Here is a 17,915-nt window from a genome sequence, read left to right on the forward strand (position 1 = left end):
AATCTTTATTCTTAATCTACTATACATCGATCGACATATCGTAGTTTAACGCTTAAACTCTGAGAAAGCACTCAAATTCTGAAGGAGCAAAAAAGTCCGTTTAAGCTGCTCTATCGAGTGGGGTAGCTTAACTGAAACTACCCGCTGCTAGACCTGTGATTGTAGCTTCTGCGAAAATTGAGGTTTGCACCTTAGCTAGGATGTCCTAATGCCTACCATCAAGCTGCGCGGCATCGATCTGTATTACGAAACGCACGGAGCAGGACAGCCTTTGGTTTTAATTCAGGGGTTGGGGTTAGACAGCGGTGCTTGGTCGGCTCAAATTACTTCACTTTCGCGGCGGCATCGAATTATTTGCTTCGACAATCGAGGCATCGGACGCACCGTGGCTCCGGAGCAGCTCCACTCTACAAGCGAGATGGCAGATGACCTGATTGCCCTGCTAGATGCACTGCAAATTCAGCGTGCCGATATCCTAGGTTTCTCTCTAGGAGGCTGCATTGCTCAATCTCTAGCGTTAAGATATCCAGACCGCGTGAATCGTTTGATTCTGGTTAGCACTGCTGCCAAATTTCCAGCCCTCACACTTCAGGTGATTCAAACTTGGTCAAGCATGCTTCAGGAGGTTCGTGATGGCAGGATGAATCCGAAGTTATATATAAAAGCGCAATTGCCCTGGATATTCACAGATACATTCTTCCAAGATCATCAGCAAATAGAAACCTTGATAGGCGATGCTTTAGCCTATCCCTATCAGCCAACAGTAACTGGATTTGCCAATCAAGTCGCGGCTTGTGTAGCGCATGATTCGCTCAAGCAACTACACCAAATCCAGACACCAACGTTAATTTTAGTAGGTGAAGCAGATTTGCTCACGCCTGTAGCACTCGCTCAAACGCTATCTGCGAAACTACCAAATGCTGAGCTGAAAGTGATTGCAGGAGCCGGTCATAACTTCTTCTGGGAAGTTTCTGCTGCTTTTAACCAAGCTGTGCTAGATTTCACTTCTTCTGAAGCAAGTGACTGACTTGATCATTAAGTCTACAGCAGCTTGTCAAGCATCTGCGTGCCAAAGCTATCATACCTCGACCGTACTCAATCCCAACCTGCTAGATCGTCACCTTGGTGCCGTCAAATTTAGTGAAGGTGAAGCCACCAAAGTTTTCACGGTAGGTCGCTTTTTCATCTCTGAGAATGCTAATCGCTAGCGCCTCACCGAGCGCTAACGAAGCGGCTGCATCGGAGCGCCAGTGGATTCCAGCCGCATTACGGCCATATGCATAGTTGAGTGCCAATTTGTTTAATTCGCCACCAACAGTGAGCGGTGCACCTGTGTAGGGAATTACTTTAGTTGGATCGTTTGGATCGGGCACTACCGGATCGGGAATCACAAAATTTTCATCAAACAGAGCTTTTAGCAAAGTGGCATGAGCGCCAGCAATGATTGCTGCACCGCCTGGGTAGGATGGATGGATGGGTGCACCTTCAGGATATGCTTGAGGTAATAAATAAGTGCCAAACTTGCTGAAACTGCGAGCTAATGCTTGGGAATTTAACACCTGACTGTGAATTGGATAGTCAGCTCGATTCGCCGCGTTGTGATGCACCAGTCCACCATAAGCTTCTGGGCGCAGCGTGCGATGCACATAAAACTTTTGCCAGTACGCTACGCGAATAGCTCGTGAAGTAGTTGAAGGCAGCAGCCCCTGTACATAGGCTAATCCAAATGTACTCGCTCCGCCCGCCTGAGTCTTTGAGTTGACGTAGGGATTACTGGGGTTGAACGGTGCGCCAATGCCGCCCACAACCAGATTACCAGGGCTGGGCTTTGTTCCTAAAATTGCCGCTGCTCCGCCAAATAGTGCCCCTGCATTATGCACAAATTCAGCTAAATCACGCGGTGTAGAAATATAGCGCCCGGTTGAATCAAATTGAATTTTCTTGCCTGATTCATTGCCATTCTGAACCGTTAGCCATTCCTCGTATTCAACCTGAAAATCATTGCCGGGTAAAGCGGTTTGAATCAGTGGCGAAGTCACCTGTGGTCCGACTGGAATATCTCGCAGCAGAAATTGGGAAATATATGGTCCTTCTAAAACTCCGGGCGGAATTACATAAATTGCGGACTGCCCAGTCGGATCAGCCAGATCAGCATAGGTAACGCTGCCCCGGAACAGGATTTGAGGCGTAACTCGACCATTCAGTTTGGGTCCTCGAAAGTCTACAAGCTGATTGATTTCTTCGATTGCCGCTAGCACTAACGGGTTGCTGGTGTTGTCTTGAAACTCGGCAAAAGACACATCTCGTAGCAGCGCGTTCCAGTAGAGTTCAACCGCTTCTGCTGCTCGCTCTGGGCTGTCTAGTCTGGGGGCTGGAGGAATGGCTAACTGAGTGGCATTGCATCCGGTCAAACTGACGGCAAGAGAACCGATCGGATTGAGTTGCTTGCGGGTTCCGCCTAAAATAATCTGCTCAAAATCGTTGGGATCGCCTGTTGTATAAGCTTTAACGGCGCTTTGAAACGCCTGCAAATCCACTTCGCCTCGCTCATTATGCGGCAACGCTCGACTGTCGCTACCAATTTTGTTGGCATAGCGTTCTTCATCGCCGTTGGTAGGATGCGGAGGAATTGCCACCTGATAATTTTCATCAGCAACCTTGACGCGCACCTGACGCGCTTTCAGACGAAATTGCTCATGAGAGTTTAATTCAGCCGTTTGAGCAGAGGCCGTTTGAGCAGAAGCTGATTGAGCAGAGGCAGGATTTTGTTTGGCAGCGAACGGCGAACCAACCATCCCTGCCACAACACTCGTTGTCGTAAACAAACCGGCATGACCTAGAAACGAGCGTCTACCAACCCGCAATGACCGCTTACGATGGTGTTCAATTTCAGGCTGAGGGTTAGTTTGATCAACAGTTGACCGATCGTTAGACACTGACTGATGCACATTTGAATCTGACATGAAACATTCTCCACCATAAGGAAATCAATAAAAGCGAAGCTTATTTTTTCTCATTCCAGTTCTCATTCAGACCTTATCTACTGCTTCACAAAGTTTGGGACTACCGTTAGTCCGAAAACACTCAAAAGTCGAGCTTTTACACTGAATTGCAACTAAGCAAAAACTCAATAGTTTGACCCATAAAACTAATCAGGCGTGAAGCTAGTAATACTAGATTTCTGATTCAGGCAAAGAACAACCTAACCAGAGATTGAATCCAATATGCATTTAGCTAGTTTCAACATAAACTCTATCTAAAATCGCCTAAAGCCCAGCTCCTAAGTAGAACAGAGAGCAGTTAAGAACGGTTCGAGCAAGGAAGATGTTTTTGTATACCGAAGCACCAAAAACAGATACTTAAGCCGAGTCTGAGGAAAATACTCTTCAAATCTACTCAAATTTACGGTAAGTACGTCAAGTTAAAGTAGATTTCACTTATGAGAATTACATAAATTAAATTTAAAATCAAGCTGTCAAAGAAATTAAATTGCTGTATATTCTTTAGTTATTCTTTGGGCTGATAATAGAAAAAAGCGATATCGTCCAAGACAAAATATGTAATAATACGGGATGTAACGCTTATATTCTCGACTTGTTTTCGTAGATTCGAGCGGCATCAGAGTCGCTGTCAAACTCCTGCCTTTGCAAGTGGCTCAATCTTGAAAACAGACTGAAACTTTCACAGCAAAACAATACTCACCAATGAATGCAATCACTTTATCGCTATTGACCTTTTCAATTGGATTTGGATTAATCATTGCTAAATACACTTCTGTCACTCTCAGCCGTTTGACTAACGAGGTGGAGTATGCAACCCGCTGTTTTCCGACTGGCAATGACAGAAGCTCATCGCAAGATCCTCCTTCACCATCGCCATCACCCTCACCCTCACCGTCTCCTACTCCTACTCCATCTCGTTAATGAACCTGAATGGTAACAAACTTGAATAAACCTGCTCCTCCATACCGAATTGGAGTTCCGGCTGCCTGGGCTTTGATGGGTGGTGTCGAGCCTGTGCCGCCAAAATCAATTTCACGTGCCGCTAATCTAGTAATCGTCTCGCGCCCGTCTCGATAACTCACCCATTCTGCCGTCTGCCCAATCGAATCGAGCAGGTCTTGCAGCAGTTCTGGCTTTTTGCTCAACACATACAGCGTCAGATTGCTGGTACGTTGCCGCCTTCGCGAAATGGTCCTGGCAGCTTATGGCTATAGTGCGATTCACGAATTGCCGGATCATCTGAGGCGCGCAGTGAACGAAATCGGATACCCTCTGCGGCAAAAGCGTGATCGAGTCGTCCCAAATCCAGCGCAAGGCTGGAAACAGTTGGGACAGGGCAACGAGTATACCAAAGTTCTTGAATTGTAAAACCTGGTGTTACAGCCATAGTTCAACTATGCTTTTGCTAGTATTATCTCTGGAATCACCTTGGCATACTCAGCGTCTGTCAAGAAGCCTTGCTTGACATCTACCTTTTTAGGAATCAGATTCAAGCTAAACCACAGGTCAGCTACCTCCTGTTGCTTGGTGATGATTTGCGACGTAATCGGTTTTACACCCCATTCGTCGGTTTTGTCATACATCACCTTGAGAGAGGCTGGATCAAGCTGCGTTACGGGCGCTAACAGTTCGGTGATAGCTTTAGGGTTGGCTTTTGCCCAAAGCTCGGTCTTCTCTAGTTCTTCAAAAAACACCTTTAGTACCTCTGGATGTTTTTCGAGAAATTCGCGCCGAGTTGAATAGAAGTTAGTTGTATCTCGCAGACCATTACCACCATCTAGCAAAACTCGACCAATTTTCTTTTGCACAGTTCGAGTCACAAACGGTTCCCAGATAAACCAAGCATCGACGCTACCCGAAGCAAATGCAGAGGCGGCATCCGGCGGCGGCAGAAACACAGACTCGACATCACTTAGCTCCAAGCCTTCTCGTTGCAATGCTTTTACAGTCAAATAGTGCCCAATCGACGCTTTTTGGAAAGCGATGCGTTTACCTTTGAGATCGGCAATGCTTTTAGCAGTAGAAGTAGTGGGCACTAAAAGCGAAATCAACCTACCGTTAACTGGCACTGCTGCCAAGTAGACCAACGGGGCACCTGCCGCTTGAGAAAACACCGGGGGCGACTCTGCGGTAAGCGCTAGATCAAGGCTGCCCGCATTCAGCGCTTCCAACTGTTGGGGACCTGCTAAATACTCATCCCACGAAACGGCAAAACCTAGCGGCTCCAGGGCTTTCTCCAAGGTGCCTCGTTTTTCTAATGCAGCCAAAGCTGTAAGTTGCTTGCTGCGCACAACATGAAACACTTTGCCGTCGGTTGAAACATTGGCCTGAGGACTAGCGCTTGCTTGCGGAGAATTGCTGGTCTGCTGCTGAGCCGTATCTGATTTTGCACAGCCCCAGAGCGCTGTAGAAATAGCCAAACCATAACCAGCAGTGAATAGGGCAGTCCGCCGAGTTATTTTCGACTGCATTAAGCGTTCAATTCTATTGATGTCATTCATACAATTCTTTCTCACAGCCCAATGAATAGGTTGAGGAATAGCAGGGTAGACAGCTTTAGGTAAGCCTGCCCACCCTGTGAGGAGAACCGGGTAGGGGGGAAATCATTAACAAACTGCTTCAACAACCAAATGGTGCGGAGAGCCTATCTTGTCAACCATTGGTCTTGTCACCATTTGAAGTTGTTTTTTAAGAGCCTGTTATTGCCTTTTGCTCAAACTACTAAAAATCTATCGACTTAAAGTAGATTAGTTTAAAGTCTCACATATCCTTCTTAAAAGCAAGCAAATTCAGGTCAATTTAACAATTAAATCTTTCAATAAATTGCTTTTATTATTGGTTGAAATTTCCAAGAAAAGTATTATGAAGAAGGCTGACTTGTCACTGATGAAGAAATGTAATTCTACTGACAATTTCTGAAGCAAATACGCGAAATTTATCTTGAAAAAATTGTGTATCAAAGTACATTTTTTAATTGTTCTAATTCAGTAGAAATTGACAAAAACCTTTTCCATTAAGCTTTTAGAGTTTGCGTTGAAGCCGAATCTATAACAGGAATAACTCACTGTATTTGGTTTAATCGAGTATCAGTTTTTAGCTATAATTGACTTCTTGTAAAAGCCATATAATTATGTTAATTACTTAAAAAGTACTTAAATTCGATCAATTTATCGTATTTAAATCGCAAGAGTCTTGCGATCGTTTATTCCACTTGTCTTAACTCAGGTAGACAAACTTGAGACTTTAAATGGACTTCTGTCACCTGATTCAGTTCAGGTGTCGAGGTTCGCTATTTCACTGTTGATTTTACTGCTGCAATTTTAGAACCTGTTTGAGAAAGGGGCGGATCAGCCGACGCAATCCTTTTCAAACTGCTTCTAAGGTTTCGCTTAATCTACTGGTTTTGGTGTGAGGGTTTTAGTTCATGATCAAATTCTTTTGGAGTGTTTTAACTATCTCTCCAGTGCTCTTGATGTCTGTTCCGACAACGGTTGCTTCAGCAAATACGCAAGTAGATGCCAAACCTGGTGAGCCGTCGCAAACGGTCTCGCGATCAGAGTTCTTGGAGGAACAGGAACTAGCAGATCGAAGAGATGAAGATCATAGCGATGTATCTTTGAACAGCGAGTTGGCACAGCCCCCTGTAGCCGATCTGCTGCCTGAATCGGTACCTGAGACAAGTGTGCAACCACTCTCGCAAACTGCTGCTAGCCCGACGTTACCCAGCTCTGAAAGTAATGCTGTTACTTCAACTGTTACTTCAACTGTTACTTCAACCGTAGGGTCTGATTTAGCGCCAGTTCGCTCGGACGCCCTAGAGCCAGCTAGCCCTGTCAATCCTACGTCTTCAGAGAATTCTCTCTTGAATCAGGTTGCTGATTACAGTAACCCGACCCGTAATCCGAATGGCTCCAGCAATCCCCTCGCCCAACTTACCTCGATTACTCAACTTTCGGATGTTCAACCCACAGATTGGGCTTATCAGGCTCTGCAATCGCTGGTCGAGCGCTATGGCTGCATTGTCGGCTATCCAGACCAAACCTTTAGAGGCCAGCGTGCCCTGAGTCGATTTGAGTTTGCTGCCGGTGTGAATGCCTGTTTAGATCGGATTAGCGAGCTGTTGGCCGCATCTACGGCGGATCTAGCAACCAAAGAAGATCTGGCTACGCTCCAACGGTTGCAAGAAGAGTTTGCGGCTGAGTTGGCTGCTTTGCGAGGGCGAGTCGATGTGCTAGAGGCGCGCACAGCAGAATTGGAAGCCAATCAGTTCTCTACGACCACAAAGCTATCGGGAGACGCCTACTTCACCGTTTCCGATCTATTCGGTGAGGATGTAGCCGATGACAACAACACTGTATTCCAATATCGTTCACGCTTGATTTTTACCAGCAGCTTTTCGGGCGAGGATCAGCTAGGAGTAATTTTGCAAGCCGGTAATGTACAGCGCTTCATTCAGCCTGGAAATGAAATTCGCCTAGCAGGTGAAGCCAGTACAAACGGAACTATTGTCATCGATACACTCAACTATGTATTTCCAATCGGCGATCGGGCACTAGTGGCTTTGTTTGGCAACGCGGCTGGATTGGATTCATTGAGCTTTGGTGTGATTACGCCTTTTGATATTGGTGCGGCCAGAGGGGCAGTGTCGCGGTTTGGTCAGCGTCCGCCGATTTACCGGGTTGCCAATGTCAGTACAGGAGCTGCCGTTAATCTTTTTCTCACTGACGAAATCAGTCTTCAGCTAGGCTATGCAGGCGGAGAAGCTGGCAGTCCAGAACCGGGCAATGGTCTGTTTAACGGCAATTACGGGCTGATCGGTCAGCTCAAAGCCAGAAATTTATTTGACATTCTGGATCTATCGTTGACCTACGTTAATTCCTATACGGGAATCAGCACCACCACTTCCGGTGCCATCACTGCTGGTATTCAGACGGGAACCGGCAGCTTATTGGCCGCTGTCGATGCCGATCGCCCGGTTGTAGCCAATTCCTACGGTGTAGCAGCTAATCTCAAGTTTGATGGTTTTCAAATCGGCGGCTGGGCTGGTTTCTCGGCGATTCGCGCCCTTGAACTTGGCGATGCCGATGTTTGGAACTATGGGTTGACGTTAGCTTTTCCAGATTTGGGAGGGCAAGGAAATTTGGGTGGAATTGTGGTTGGCATCCAGCCCCGCTTGACCGGCAGCACACCTAGCTTGGGCGCAGCGCTAGGACGCAGACGCGATCCCGATACCGGGCTGCATGTGGAAGCATTCTATCGAATTGCACTCAACGACAACATTGACATTACGCCTGCCGTTGTTTGGCTTACGGCTCCGAATCACAATCAAGACAATGCTGATATCTTCTTTGGTGCAGTCCGAACTACGTTCAGATTCTAGCTTTTCTGTTATCCATCAGTCCATCAACCTAAAATTCTAGAATTGGATTCAATGATGCAACTTTCTAGCACCGACTCATTTCCTGAAAGCGCACATTCGGCAGGGCCACTATCGTTATTGACTTCCATGCCATCAACGCCCCCGTTGTCATTGCCGCAAATCCGCTTCGATGATTACTTTTGGGACGATGCAATTGCCTTTTTGAGAGACCATGCTTCCCTCGAACAGCGTTTTCTGCTTCCAGACGAATTATGTAACTTGTTCTTAAATGCGTCTTCCTATCACCAAGTCCATGCCGAAACCAGCCCACAGTTTGACTGGGCGCTATTACACAAAGGTAGACTCTTTAGCCTATCGGATTCCGTTTTAGAGACGATTTGTCGATCGTTTGTTCCGGTTTTTGCTAATGAAGTATTTGTTTTGTTCTCAAGTCTTCAGATTTCTCGTCTCAAAACCATTCCTCCACTGATTCGCTCACCCCATGTCAAGGCATTACAACTCAAGCTGCGCGAACGAAACGTCAAACAATCGCTGCACGCTCAACCAATCTCCAAATTCTTAAAGCAAGGCAACACCAAGCCTAAGTTGACGCTGTTGATTGAGCAAGATAAACGCAACCATTGGTTTAGTCGTCCAGTTGATTTTGTGCCCTTGTCTTGGGCAGCCACATCGAGTAAGCATCCCTATGCCAATCTGGGTGACGCTCTTAGTCCAATTTTGGTGAGTGCTTTGTCTGGTCTACCGGTGGTTCATCGTGACTTTGATTCTTGGCAAAGACGACTAGCTTGCGCCGGAACGATTGCGCATGGGTTCAAACATGGAGCCGTGCATTTTTGGGGAACTGGAATTGACCGCAAGAAGAATCCAGTCGATGCCAACTTGCTCAATTATCAAAAACCAGCTAATACGAACTTTCATGTTCATGCGGTTAGAGGCCCATTCACAGCCGAGATTTTGCAACGGCAAGGGATTGCAGTTCCGTCCGTTTATGGCGATCCGGTCTGGTTTCTACCGTCGTTGATCAAGCCTGCCCCAGAGCAGCGGTATGAGTTGGGTGTGGTTGTGCATCTGACTGAGTTGGCAGAGCGGACCAATCGGGCTAGCGTTGACCCTAACCTGTTGCGCTATCAGATTCCACCCTCGCTGCAAGACAGCATTCGGATCATTACAACCTTAACCGAACCATCGTTTGCGGCGTTAGAAGCACGAGTTCAAGCGATCACGGCCTGCAAGCGGATTGTCAGCACGAGTTTGCATGGTCTGGTAATCAGCGAAGCGTATGGAATTCCCTGCGTGGCGCTGCGCACAACCAGACGAGGAGCCGCCTTCGCGCGACTAGAAGATGAACGGGAACGAGTCGATTGGCGAATTCGTGATTTCTACAGCGGTGTAGGAGTTCAGCAACTGTTTGTCTACGGTCAACAACGATTTGAACCCACGGACTGGGAGAATCTAATCGCGGCTATTGATCGCTATTGGAGTCCGCTGACTTGGTCGCCCGACTGTTTCTTAGATGCCTTCCCGCTACCCTTGACGTTTAACCCACTTGAAGGCAAGCCGTTTGGAAATCGACACTTGCTTGAAAAAATCAAGCTGTGAACGTTGAGGAGAATATCGCTAGATTCATAACCTGCGTCAACTATGCTACGTGAAATTCATTTGAACCCAATTGTACAGGCATTTTGGCTAATGCTGGATTGTACAGGCGTTTCGGCTAATGCTGGATTGTACAGGCGTTTCGGCTAATGCTGGATTGTACAGGCGTTTCGCCGAAACGCCTCTACGCGAACGCTGGCTGATCAACCGGATTTGATATGGCTTCTGGCTTCTGGCTCCCGTTCTATGGACTTGCTTTTTCAGGACAGCTGTGCAATACTTCTAATCAAATCTACGGTTTATTGGTAGATTTACAGTAGATTATGATTTCAGGGCGGCTTGGGCTAACAGGCGAATGGTCGCTCATGTCCTAGTCGATTGTGGAGATTCGGCATGAACAGTACCCACAGCTCAGCAGCAAGGGATTTCAACTTAGATTTACAGGCAGATGTCTTAGTGATCGGCGGCGGGCCGGCAGGAACTTGGGCCGCTTGGTCGGCAGCTTCGGAAGCAGCCAACGTCATACTGGTCGATAAGGGCTACTGTGGTACAACCGGCGCAACGGCAGCAGCAGGAACCGGCATTTGGTATGTCGCTCCAGATCCTGATGCTCGCAAAGCGGCAATGGCGAGCCGAGAAGCACTAGGCGGATATTTAGCCCATCGGGACTGGATGATGCGAGTTTTGGATCGCACCTATGCCAATGTCAATTCGCTAGCCGAGTGGGGCTACCCGTTTCCGCTTGACGACACCGGGCAACCCCAACGCAATTCGCTGCAAGGTCCCGATTATATGCGGCTGATGCGACAAAAGATTAAGCGGGCAGGTGTAACGGTGTTAGATCATAGTCCGGCGTTAGAGTTGCTCGTAGACCACGAGGGGGCTGTAGGCGGTGCAATCGGGATTCAACGACAGACAGGTGAACGCTGGCGGATACGCTCGAATGCCGTTGTGATTGCCACTGGCGGCTGTGCGTTTCTCAGCAAAGCTTTGGGCTGCAATGTGCTGACTGGAGATGGATATCTAATGGCGGCTGAGGCCGGAGCCGACTTTTCCGGCATGGAGTTTTCTAACGCCTACGGTATTTCACCAGCTTTTGCCACCGTTACCAAAACTTTGTTTTACAATTGGGCTAGTTTTACCTACGAAGATGGTACTGTGATTCCAGGAGCAGGTTCCCAGAAAGGGCGTTCGGTGATTGCTCAAACGCTGCTGACGCAACCTGTATACGCCATTCTCGACAAAGCAACCGAGGACATGCGTTCGATTATGCGCAACGCTCAGCCCAACTTCTTCTTGCCGTTCGACCGTATGGGAATCGATCCATTCACACAGCGATTTCCAGTTACGTTACGCTTAGAGGGAACCGTGCGCGGCACAGGCGGGATCAGAATTGTGGATCAGTCTTGTGCTACAGTTGTGCCCGGACTTTATGCGGCAGGCGATGCCGCCACCCGTGAGCTGATCTGCGGCGGATTTACAGGCGGCGGTAGCCACAATGCAGCTTGGGCAACTTCTTCTGGCTATTGGTCAGGACAGGCGGCTGCAATCTATGCTCGCAGATCAGGAGAGCAAGCCATACAGCGACAAGTGGAGCCAGCCGGAACGCTGCCGCCGGAACGCAAACAAACGCTCGATCCCAAGGCAGTAGTGGCAGCAGTGCAGGCCGAAGTGTTTCCCTACGACCGTAACTATTTCCGTAATCAAAGCAGTTTAACCGCTTCCTTAGAACGATTGGATTCGCTGTGGCAAACAATCCGAGAAACTGGCATGGCTACCACTGTGCAAGCGCGTGAAGCAGCCGCGATGGTGGCAACGGCCCGCTGGATGTATCGGAGTGCGATTGAGCGACGAGAATCGCGCGGAATGCACAAACACACTGACTATCCGCAGCTTGATCCGGCGCAGCAGCATCACTTAGTGAGCGGTGGCTTAGACCAAGTTTGGGTTCAATCCCAGCCGCTTTCAGATCAGGTAGTCGCAGTAAAAGTGGCAGTAGGAGCAGGACAGTGATTGAATTAGTCAGTGAATCTCGCTGCATTCATTGCAATTTATGTATTCATGTCTGCCCAACGAATGTGTTTGAGCCAGTCGCTGGCCAACCACCACGAATTGCTCGTCAGAGCGATTGCCAGACTTGCTTTATCTGCGAAGTGTACTGTCCGGTTGATGCACTGTATGTGGCACCTGAGGCAGATATGAATGTGCCGGTGAATGAAGCTGAACTAGCAGAAGCCAAGCTATTGGGCAGCTATCGAGCCAACATCGGCTGGGGAACTGGACGCCAAAAGCAGGCCCAGCAGGATCAAACGTTTCACCTGTTGAGAAAACTATAATCAATGCAACTGCTCTAAAAGATCAACATCATTAATTCGAAGATCTGTACTGTAAGCGTCTTGCTTACACGGGCAAGATGGCCACACTACATCTACCGTTTAATCTGGTTAAACTACTTAGCAACATTCCAATAGAAAACCCTTGAAGCATCATCTGCCCTCGCTCAATCATCTGCCAGGGAATGTCCTGCTATTGAGGTTTAGCTTGGCTTAGCTCTAGATGGTCTGGAAAACAAAACCAGTCTTTCAGGTTTAAATCAATCTTCAAGAAATATCTCCAATCCTCAAAGGCCTTGCTGAACAGCAACTTCCAGCGCTCCTAAGTCGCCATCCGCTGTGAAAAGCTCATCGAGAGAGGCAAGGGGCACATCTCGCAGCATCACCGCAGAAACGAGCTGACGACCGCTTTCTGCTTCGATGTAGCCAACATGGGTCAGTCCAGTGATCAGGAACCGATCGTCGGGTGTGCCGTGGATTCTACTGCCGGTTTTGGCTTGCACCTTCCCAGCGGCAGGGCTATCTTTTTGATTGGTTGCCAGTGTGCCATCGACTCCTAAAATGGGTAACCCCTCGCGGAAGGCCGCACCATAGGGCTGTTGGGCAACAGCGCGCAGGAAGGTGGTCATGTCGGTGGACGTCGTACGGTCGCGTTCGTCTGAACCAGCTCCGTCAAACATAAAAGTACTGTTTTGAGACACTCCCAACTGGGTGATGGTTGTGATCACGGGAGCAATCCCAGCCGGACAGTCGCGATCACCGTTTTGGACCGCCACCAGACACACCATCAGGTCTGCTGCCCGGTTATAGCTGACCTTGAGAATCACCTTAGTGAACTCAGACAGCGGCGGTGAGGTATGCTCTGCCAGCTTTTGAGTCTCTGAATAAGTAGCAGCAGGGGGCAACAGGTTAGTAGGGTTGGCTCCTGTGGCGATAGCGCTCACCGTAATGCCTGCCCGAGCGAGTGCTTCAATGAAGGCGGTTCGGGCAAAATCAGCCGGATTGGGAATTTGCCAGATCTGGAGCGGGTTAGCATCTGCTGCGATCTGACCGCTAATTTGCACTACGCCCGACTGCACGAGTTCGGCGTTGAGCTGAGTTTCCCCACCCGCTGGCACAATTCGGATGTCTCCGGCTCTAACGCTGTAAGCCGCGGTTTGAGGACGCCAGTCTACCGTGACCTGCTGCCCTGCCGGGGTGACGGTAATATCCAGCACGTTTTCGTTGACCCAGATCGGTGCAATTGAGCCATCGGGCCAGCCGTCAAAGGTTTCAAACAAGCGGTCGTCAATGATTACGTCGCCCTGCACCTCCCGGATGCCAGCAGCCTGCACCTGAGCAGCGAGCTGATTCAAGGCCGCGAGTGGATCGCTGTCTTTGAGCAGGACGGGACCGGGCAATCCCGTATCGGCATAATTGTGATCCACTTCTGGCAGGCTGTTGAATGCGAGGGTACCGTCTGCCTGGTCGCGTAGCCCAAAGCTAAAGTCTCCTGAGGCTACCAGCACCAAATTACCAGTCAAAACTCCGTCTTGAATCGCTCCAATCCCATAGACAGGAGTCTGAAACCGATAGTCGGGTGTATAGACAGCTAGAGCGGCAACGGTGCTGTAGGCTTTTAGAATTGAACCGGTGACAAACATCGTGTCGTTGGTCTGCGAAAGTAGAGCTTCACCCGTTGCCAGATCGCTCACCTCATATCCCCAGGTGCTGTGAGTGTAGAGCGGTTTAGAAGTAATCTGGGAGATTGTGTCAGTGACAGACGTGGACGGATTGGGAGAGGCCGGTGTACCCGTCATCTGTGCGTTTGCAGCCTGATTAGAATTATTAGTGATCAATATGCCGGTGAATAGAGAGAAAACAAAAGCTGCGATTGCGAACAGGATCAGACGCTTTAAACCAACAGAGATCTTGCGAATTCGGATTTTTGGCATTTTGGAGATAGTTAGAATTCTGAGAAATTCTGAGTAATAATGAGTAATACTAGAACGTTGATATTCAGTTAACTTGCCTGTTAACTGAATAGTTGATAGGAAAATTAACAGGGTAGGAGAGTCGGAACATGTTGCGGTGTCAGCACAGATGCAATCGCATCCCATAGCGCCGATGCAGCAGTCTTACCATTGGCACAGATATCAGAATTTCCCAAGATCACCAAGGTGGCAGCTTTTTCTGGCATATGATACACAACGGCGTTGTAGCCTGGTAATGTTCCTGTATGGCCAATCCAACCTTTGTTGTAGACCACTCCCATTCCGTACTTGTAATCCCCAGTATTGGGCGGTAGGGTGACCCACGTGAGACGATAGCGCTGCATTTCCTCAGAGAGCAGTCCTTCACCAGTCACAATTGCTTTAGCGTAGATTCTCAAATCGTCGAGTGTTGAAATCAAGTTGCCCACTCCCCAACCCCAGCTCGGATTCCAGAAAGTAGCGTCTCCCTGGGTGCCGTCCAGCGTCTGTTTGGTGTAGCCGTGGGCAAAAGGTTCGGGCATAGCAGCAGTTGTCGGAAAGACAGTTTGGCGCAGCTGTAAGGGCGCAAAAATCTGCTCTTGAAACACTTGCTGAAGCGGTTTTCTGGTCACCTGTTCGACCACCATCCCCAGCAGTACGGTGTTGGTATTGTTGTAATTCCATTCAGCGCCTGGATCGGAGAGAGGTTCATGCTTGAATGCAATGTCAACCAGTTCGCGGGGCGTCCAGGTACGCGACGGATCGCTTTTTAGCTGCTTTTGCCAGTTCTCATCAAAGGTATAGGGGTAAAGCCCACTGGTCATATTGGCCAGCATTTCTAGCGTAATTTTGTCTCCATTAGGAACAAAGGGGAGGTATTTCCCCACTGAATCGGTGGTACTCAACCGTTGCTGCTCTGCGAGTTGCAGAATAGCAGTAACCGTTGTTGTTTTCGTGACGCTACCGATACGAAAGTGGCTATTGAGGAGCATCGGAGCTTGTGTCGATAGATCGCTGGTGCCTTTTGCCGCCAGCCAGTTTCCTTGTCCCGGAATCCACACTCCAATCACAGCACCCGGAATGTTGTGGTTGGCGATGGTGCGATCAACCGCTTCGTTCAACTGTGCTTGAACCTCAGGCGGAAATTCAGCCTCTGCTCCGTCACTGCTTGAATGCGGCATTCGATTGCCTTGAAGGTAGACAGCAGCTCCTACAGTGCCTAATCCAATCAGCAGCGATCGTCGGCTTAATCTTATATACATCGCCTTTTTCCTTAGTACCTCAGTTCTATTCCATCACAGACTGACTGCACAAACGAGCTATACTTTCCCAACCGCTGAAACTAACCAGGCTGAAGTTGACAATTCATTCAAAAGGACCAGGATTTGCATCATATATAAACATATTTGGTATTAGAAGCTGTTTGCAAAGAATTTCGTCGTCTGGATCCGTCTTCTGCATCCCCCCACTGGTGGGAGACTTTGAACAGCGATGGTTCGGGAAAGTTCCCCTCTGGCGGAGTTGCGTAACGATTTGACATTTTTTGTAAACTTTGAGAATATAGCTTGAGTCAAGTTCAATTCAAAGTTGATTTAACTTAAATACGCACAGTATCGTACATACAGTATTGACGAAGTAGTTGATACGTAAGTCAACCAAGCCTACTAGAGAATCTAAAGCGCGACTCTCCAACTCAGACAGAATTAGTATTACCGTACTGCTAATGCTCTCAGACAGATACTAAATCAGAGCTACAGCGTTTTTCACTCATATGAGGTGGGGTGTGGGGGCAGTGCCCCTGCACCTCGTTTTTCGTAGTTCACTAGCCTGAAAAAGGCTGTATGTACTATAAAGCCTTCTGGCAAAAGGCTAGTTGAACAACTGCTAATCTAGCATGTCCATCTTCAAAATTACTCTATTGATCTTGCAACTTAAGCTCCAACTTAAGCTCCAACCTAGAGACGTTCAACGAGCGAGCCTTCCCACAAGTTGCGCTAATTTTGCTTGTGTCATCGGCCCCACAATGCCGTCTACATCCAATCCCTGCTCAGCTTGAAACCGTCGCACCGCCGCATCGGTTGCAACTCCAAAGTCACCATCGACTTCGATAGACATACCCACCTTAACTAAATCTGCTTGCAGCTTGCGGACTCGCTCACCTTTCATCCGAGGGGCCACCAACCGCAGATAGCCCTGTTGGTCGCTGCTAAAAGCTGCTGCACTCACTCCGGGAGAGAGAAAACTAACATGAAAATGATTGTCATGCCCTGCCCAAGGTTCAACACCTCTAATTTTAGGGTCGTTAAAGAAGACAACTCGGATACCGAGGATAGGATTATTCAAAAATAGGTCGATGAGCTGTTGAGTACGCTCGCGGGAGTATTTGGGATGCTTCCAGGTTAGTGCAATTTCCTCATTGGTATTAGCAACCAAAGCAATATCGACATCAATACCTCGATCATGTGAAGCGTGGGGCGGCATTGGACCACCATTCGGCAAACTGATGTCTCCAATTCCCACTCTTGGTCCATTTGGATACAGTTTCTCCCATTGTGCACAGATATACTTGACTGCCTCAATCACTTCCGGGAGTCCATGACGCTCACCAGAAGTTGAATAGCAATCGTAGCCAGGGCCAGCTTGTGGCATTTGGGCATAGACTCCTCTGAAGCCCCAGCTAAATTGTTCAACTTCAGCTTCAGTTAAACCAACTGCTGCAGTACAGGGAACTTTAGGCATAGCTGCTCTGCTGACGTTTGCACCAGAATCAAATTCCTGAAAAGGTGTCATTGTTCACTCCAAATTGAGGCGGCAGGTTGGGTAATGGTAGAGCCATCCCGATGGGTATACTGCTTCAACTGGTCCGCCCTTCCATCCCCGACTAACGGGGAACTCTGAACAGCAACGGCTCGGGAAAGTCTCCCAGAATAGGGAATGTAGGGAGCTTTTCAAACGGATTCTAAGCGTCGTAGTCTAAGCGTTCATTAGATGCTAGCTTTTACATCATTATGATAGTGATTTTTTAACATATCTTAATTCATATCTTTATTCTTTGCCTAGGCAATAGCTGGAGTAGTTCTCATTGCCGAGCGCTTCGATTGTTTTTGAATGCAGCGTGGTTTCCTGGCTTGAGGCAATTGTAGTTTAGCAGCTCCACTACTCCATTAATAGGGACTCGCTTAACTGCTGTGCTGCTCAGGTTGCTGCCACCAAGATCTAGGCAGATTCAACTGCAGTTATGATGAGCTTAAGTTGCAGTCTAAGTTGCAGTGTAGGAGGGGTGATGCGGTCAACGGGCATGATAGACTGATTACATTGAGTTGAAGCTTTAATCATCAAAGTTAGGCACAGCTCACTCAAAGGATTTCACGATACATCTACCACTTTCATCTTTGATTGAATCTGGGTTATGCATCTATTCCATTAGTGCACCTGAGAGAAGTGCTGAGAGACAGTGCATCTGAAAAATAGATCGAAGAACCGCTAGCTTAAATCCCAGACTCAAAAACGGCATCAAAGAATCTTCGAGATGCCCTAATCACTCGGATAGATGTTTCGTTTACTGGAATAGTTGGGATTACTTCCAATCATCGAGATACAGCCTTTTTCAGGCTAGTGAAGTACGAAAAACGGGGTGCAGGGGCAGTGCTTC

The 17,915-nt window shown here is 48.2% G+C and carries 12 protein-coding genes; 5 read left to right on the plus strand and 7 right to left on the minus strand.

The features are described from left to right. The first annotated feature begins 208 nt into the window (after positions 1 to 208). A complete protein-coding gene (locus tag HJG54_RS29520; RefSeq protein ID WP_316436666.1) occupies positions 209 to 1,027 on the plus strand; it encodes an alpha/beta fold hydrolase in 819 nt (272 codons plus the stop codon). Between the two features lie 82 nt (positions 1,028 to 1,109). On the opposite strand, the gene HJG54_RS29525 is transcribed toward HJG54_RS29520, so the two are convergent. The 4 genes from HJG54_RS29525 to HJG54_RS29540 form a co-directional block, all read right to left on the minus strand. Next, positions 1,110 to 2,963 (minus strand): vanadium-dependent haloperoxidase, encoded by a 1,854-nt coding sequence (locus HJG54_RS29525; RefSeq protein WP_316436667.1) that lies wholly within the window; start codon positions 2,961 to 2,963, stop codon positions 1,110 to 1,112. 956 nt (positions 2,964 to 3,919) lie between these two features. Beyond that, a complete protein-coding gene (locus HJG54_RS29530) occupies positions 3,920 to 4,147 on the minus strand; it encodes a hypothetical protein (RefSeq protein WP_316436669.1) in 228 nt (75 codons plus the stop codon). An 11-nt stretch (positions 4,148 to 4,158) separates the two neighbouring features. After that, complete coding sequence (locus HJG54_RS29535) at positions 4,159 to 4,389, minus strand: hypothetical protein (protein ID WP_316436670.1); 231 nt, start codon at positions 4,387 to 4,389, stop codon at positions 4,159 to 4,161. Positions 4,390 to 4,396: 7 nt separating this feature from the next. Then, positions 4,397 to 5,503, minus strand: a complete 1,107-nt coding sequence (locus HJG54_RS29540) for an aliphatic sulfonate ABC transporter substrate-binding protein (RefSeq protein WP_316436671.1) — start codon at positions 5,501 to 5,503, stop codon at positions 4,397 to 4,399. Positions 5,504 to 6,474: 971 nt separating this feature from the next. On the opposite strand from HJG54_RS29540, the gene HJG54_RS29545 reads away from it, so the two are divergent. From HJG54_RS29545 to HJG54_RS29560, 4 genes are all read left to right on the plus strand, one after another. Continuing rightward, positions 6,475 to 8,382, plus strand: coding sequence for an iron uptake porin (locus HJG54_RS29545; protein ID WP_316436672.1), 1,908 nt, complete (start codon positions 6,475 to 6,477; stop codon positions 8,380 to 8,382). Between the two features lie 126 nt (positions 8,383 to 8,508). Beyond that, complete coding sequence (locus tag HJG54_RS29550) at positions 8,509 to 9,981, plus strand: polysaccharide pyruvyl transferase family protein (RefSeq protein WP_316436673.1); 1,473 nt, start codon at positions 8,509 to 8,511, stop codon at positions 9,979 to 9,981. A gap of 390 nt (positions 9,982 to 10,371) precedes the next feature. Next, positions 10,372 to 11,991, plus strand: coding sequence for an FAD-binding protein (locus HJG54_RS29555; RefSeq protein WP_316436674.1), 1,620 nt, complete (start codon positions 10,372 to 10,374; stop codon positions 11,989 to 11,991). Beyond that, positions 11,988 to 12,314 (plus strand): ferredoxin family protein, encoded by a 327-nt coding sequence (locus tag HJG54_RS29560; protein WP_316436675.1) that lies wholly within the window; start codon positions 11,988 to 11,990, stop codon positions 12,312 to 12,314. Before HJG54_RS29555 ends, HJG54_RS29560 begins: the two co-directional genes overlap by 4 nt. A 284-nt stretch (positions 12,315 to 12,598) precedes the next feature. Here the strand turns inward: HJG54_RS29560 and dacB are convergent, their stop codons facing one another. The 3 genes from dacB to HJG54_RS29575 all read right to left on the minus strand — a co-directional run bounded on the left by dacB (position 12,599) and on the right by HJG54_RS29575 (position 17,002). After that, positions 12,599 to 14,110, minus strand: coding sequence for a D-alanyl-D-alanine carboxypeptidase/D-alanyl-D-alanine-endopeptidase (gene dacB / locus HJG54_RS29565; RefSeq protein WP_316436676.1), 1,512 nt, complete (start codon positions 14,108 to 14,110; stop codon positions 12,599 to 12,601). A 239-nt stretch (positions 14,111 to 14,349) separates the two neighbouring features. Next, positions 14,350 to 15,525, minus strand: a complete 1,176-nt coding sequence (locus HJG54_RS29570; protein ID WP_316436678.1) for a serine hydrolase domain-containing protein — start codon at positions 15,523 to 15,525, stop codon at positions 14,350 to 14,352. Between the two features lie 703 nt (positions 15,526 to 16,228). Continuing rightward, the gene (locus HJG54_RS29575; RefSeq protein WP_316436680.1) at positions 16,229 to 17,002 is read right to left on the minus strand and encodes a penicillin-insensitive murein endopeptidase; all 774 of its coding nucleotides are present in this window, start codon (positions 17,000 to 17,002) and stop codon (positions 16,229 to 16,231) included. Positions 17,003 to 17,915: the final 913 nt, after the last annotated feature.

The sequence above is a fragment of the Leptolyngbya sp. NK1-12 genome (genome assembly GCF_032598965.1).
GTDB lineage: Bacteria > Cyanobacteriota > Cyanobacteriia > Elainellales > Elainellaceae > Elainella.

Bases quoted from the DNA above. Each gene is read 5' to 3' on its own strand.
- dacB (WP_316436676.1), bottom strand. From the start codon at position 14,110: ATGACGGGTACACCGGCCTCTCCCAATCCGTCCACGTCTGTCACTGAC.
- HJG54_RS29550 (WP_316436673.1), top strand. From the start codon at position 8,509: ATGCCATCAACGCCCCCGTTGTCATTGCCGCAAATCCGCTTCGATGAT.
- HJG54_RS29570 (WP_316436678.1), bottom strand. From the start codon at position 15,525: ATGTATATAAGATTAAGCCGACGATCGCTGCTGATTGGATTAGGCACT.
- HJG54_RS29520 (WP_316436666.1), top strand. From the start codon at position 209: ATGCCTACCATCAAGCTGCGCGGCATCGATCTGTATTACGAAACGCAC.
- HJG54_RS29575 (WP_316436680.1), bottom strand. From the start codon at position 17,002: ATGCCTAAAGTTCCCTGTACTGCAGCAGTTGGTTTAACTGAAGCTGAA.
- HJG54_RS29540 (WP_316436671.1), bottom strand. From the start codon at position 5,503: ATGAATGACATCAATAGAATTGAACGCTTAATGCAGTCGAAAATAACT.
- HJG54_RS29555 (WP_316436674.1), top strand. From the start codon at position 10,372: ATGAACAGTACCCACAGCTCAGCAGCAAGGGATTTCAACTTAGATTTA.
- HJG54_RS29525 (WP_316436667.1), bottom strand. From the start codon at position 2,963: ATGTCAGATTCAAATGTGCATCAGTCAGTGTCTAACGATCGGTCAACT.
- HJG54_RS29535 (WP_316436670.1), bottom strand. From the start codon at position 4,389: ATGGCTGTAACACCAGGTTTTACAATTCAAGAACTTTGGTATACTCGT.
- HJG54_RS29545 (WP_316436672.1), top strand. From the start codon at position 6,475: ATGTCTGTTCCGACAACGGTTGCTTCAGCAAATACGCAAGTAGATGCC.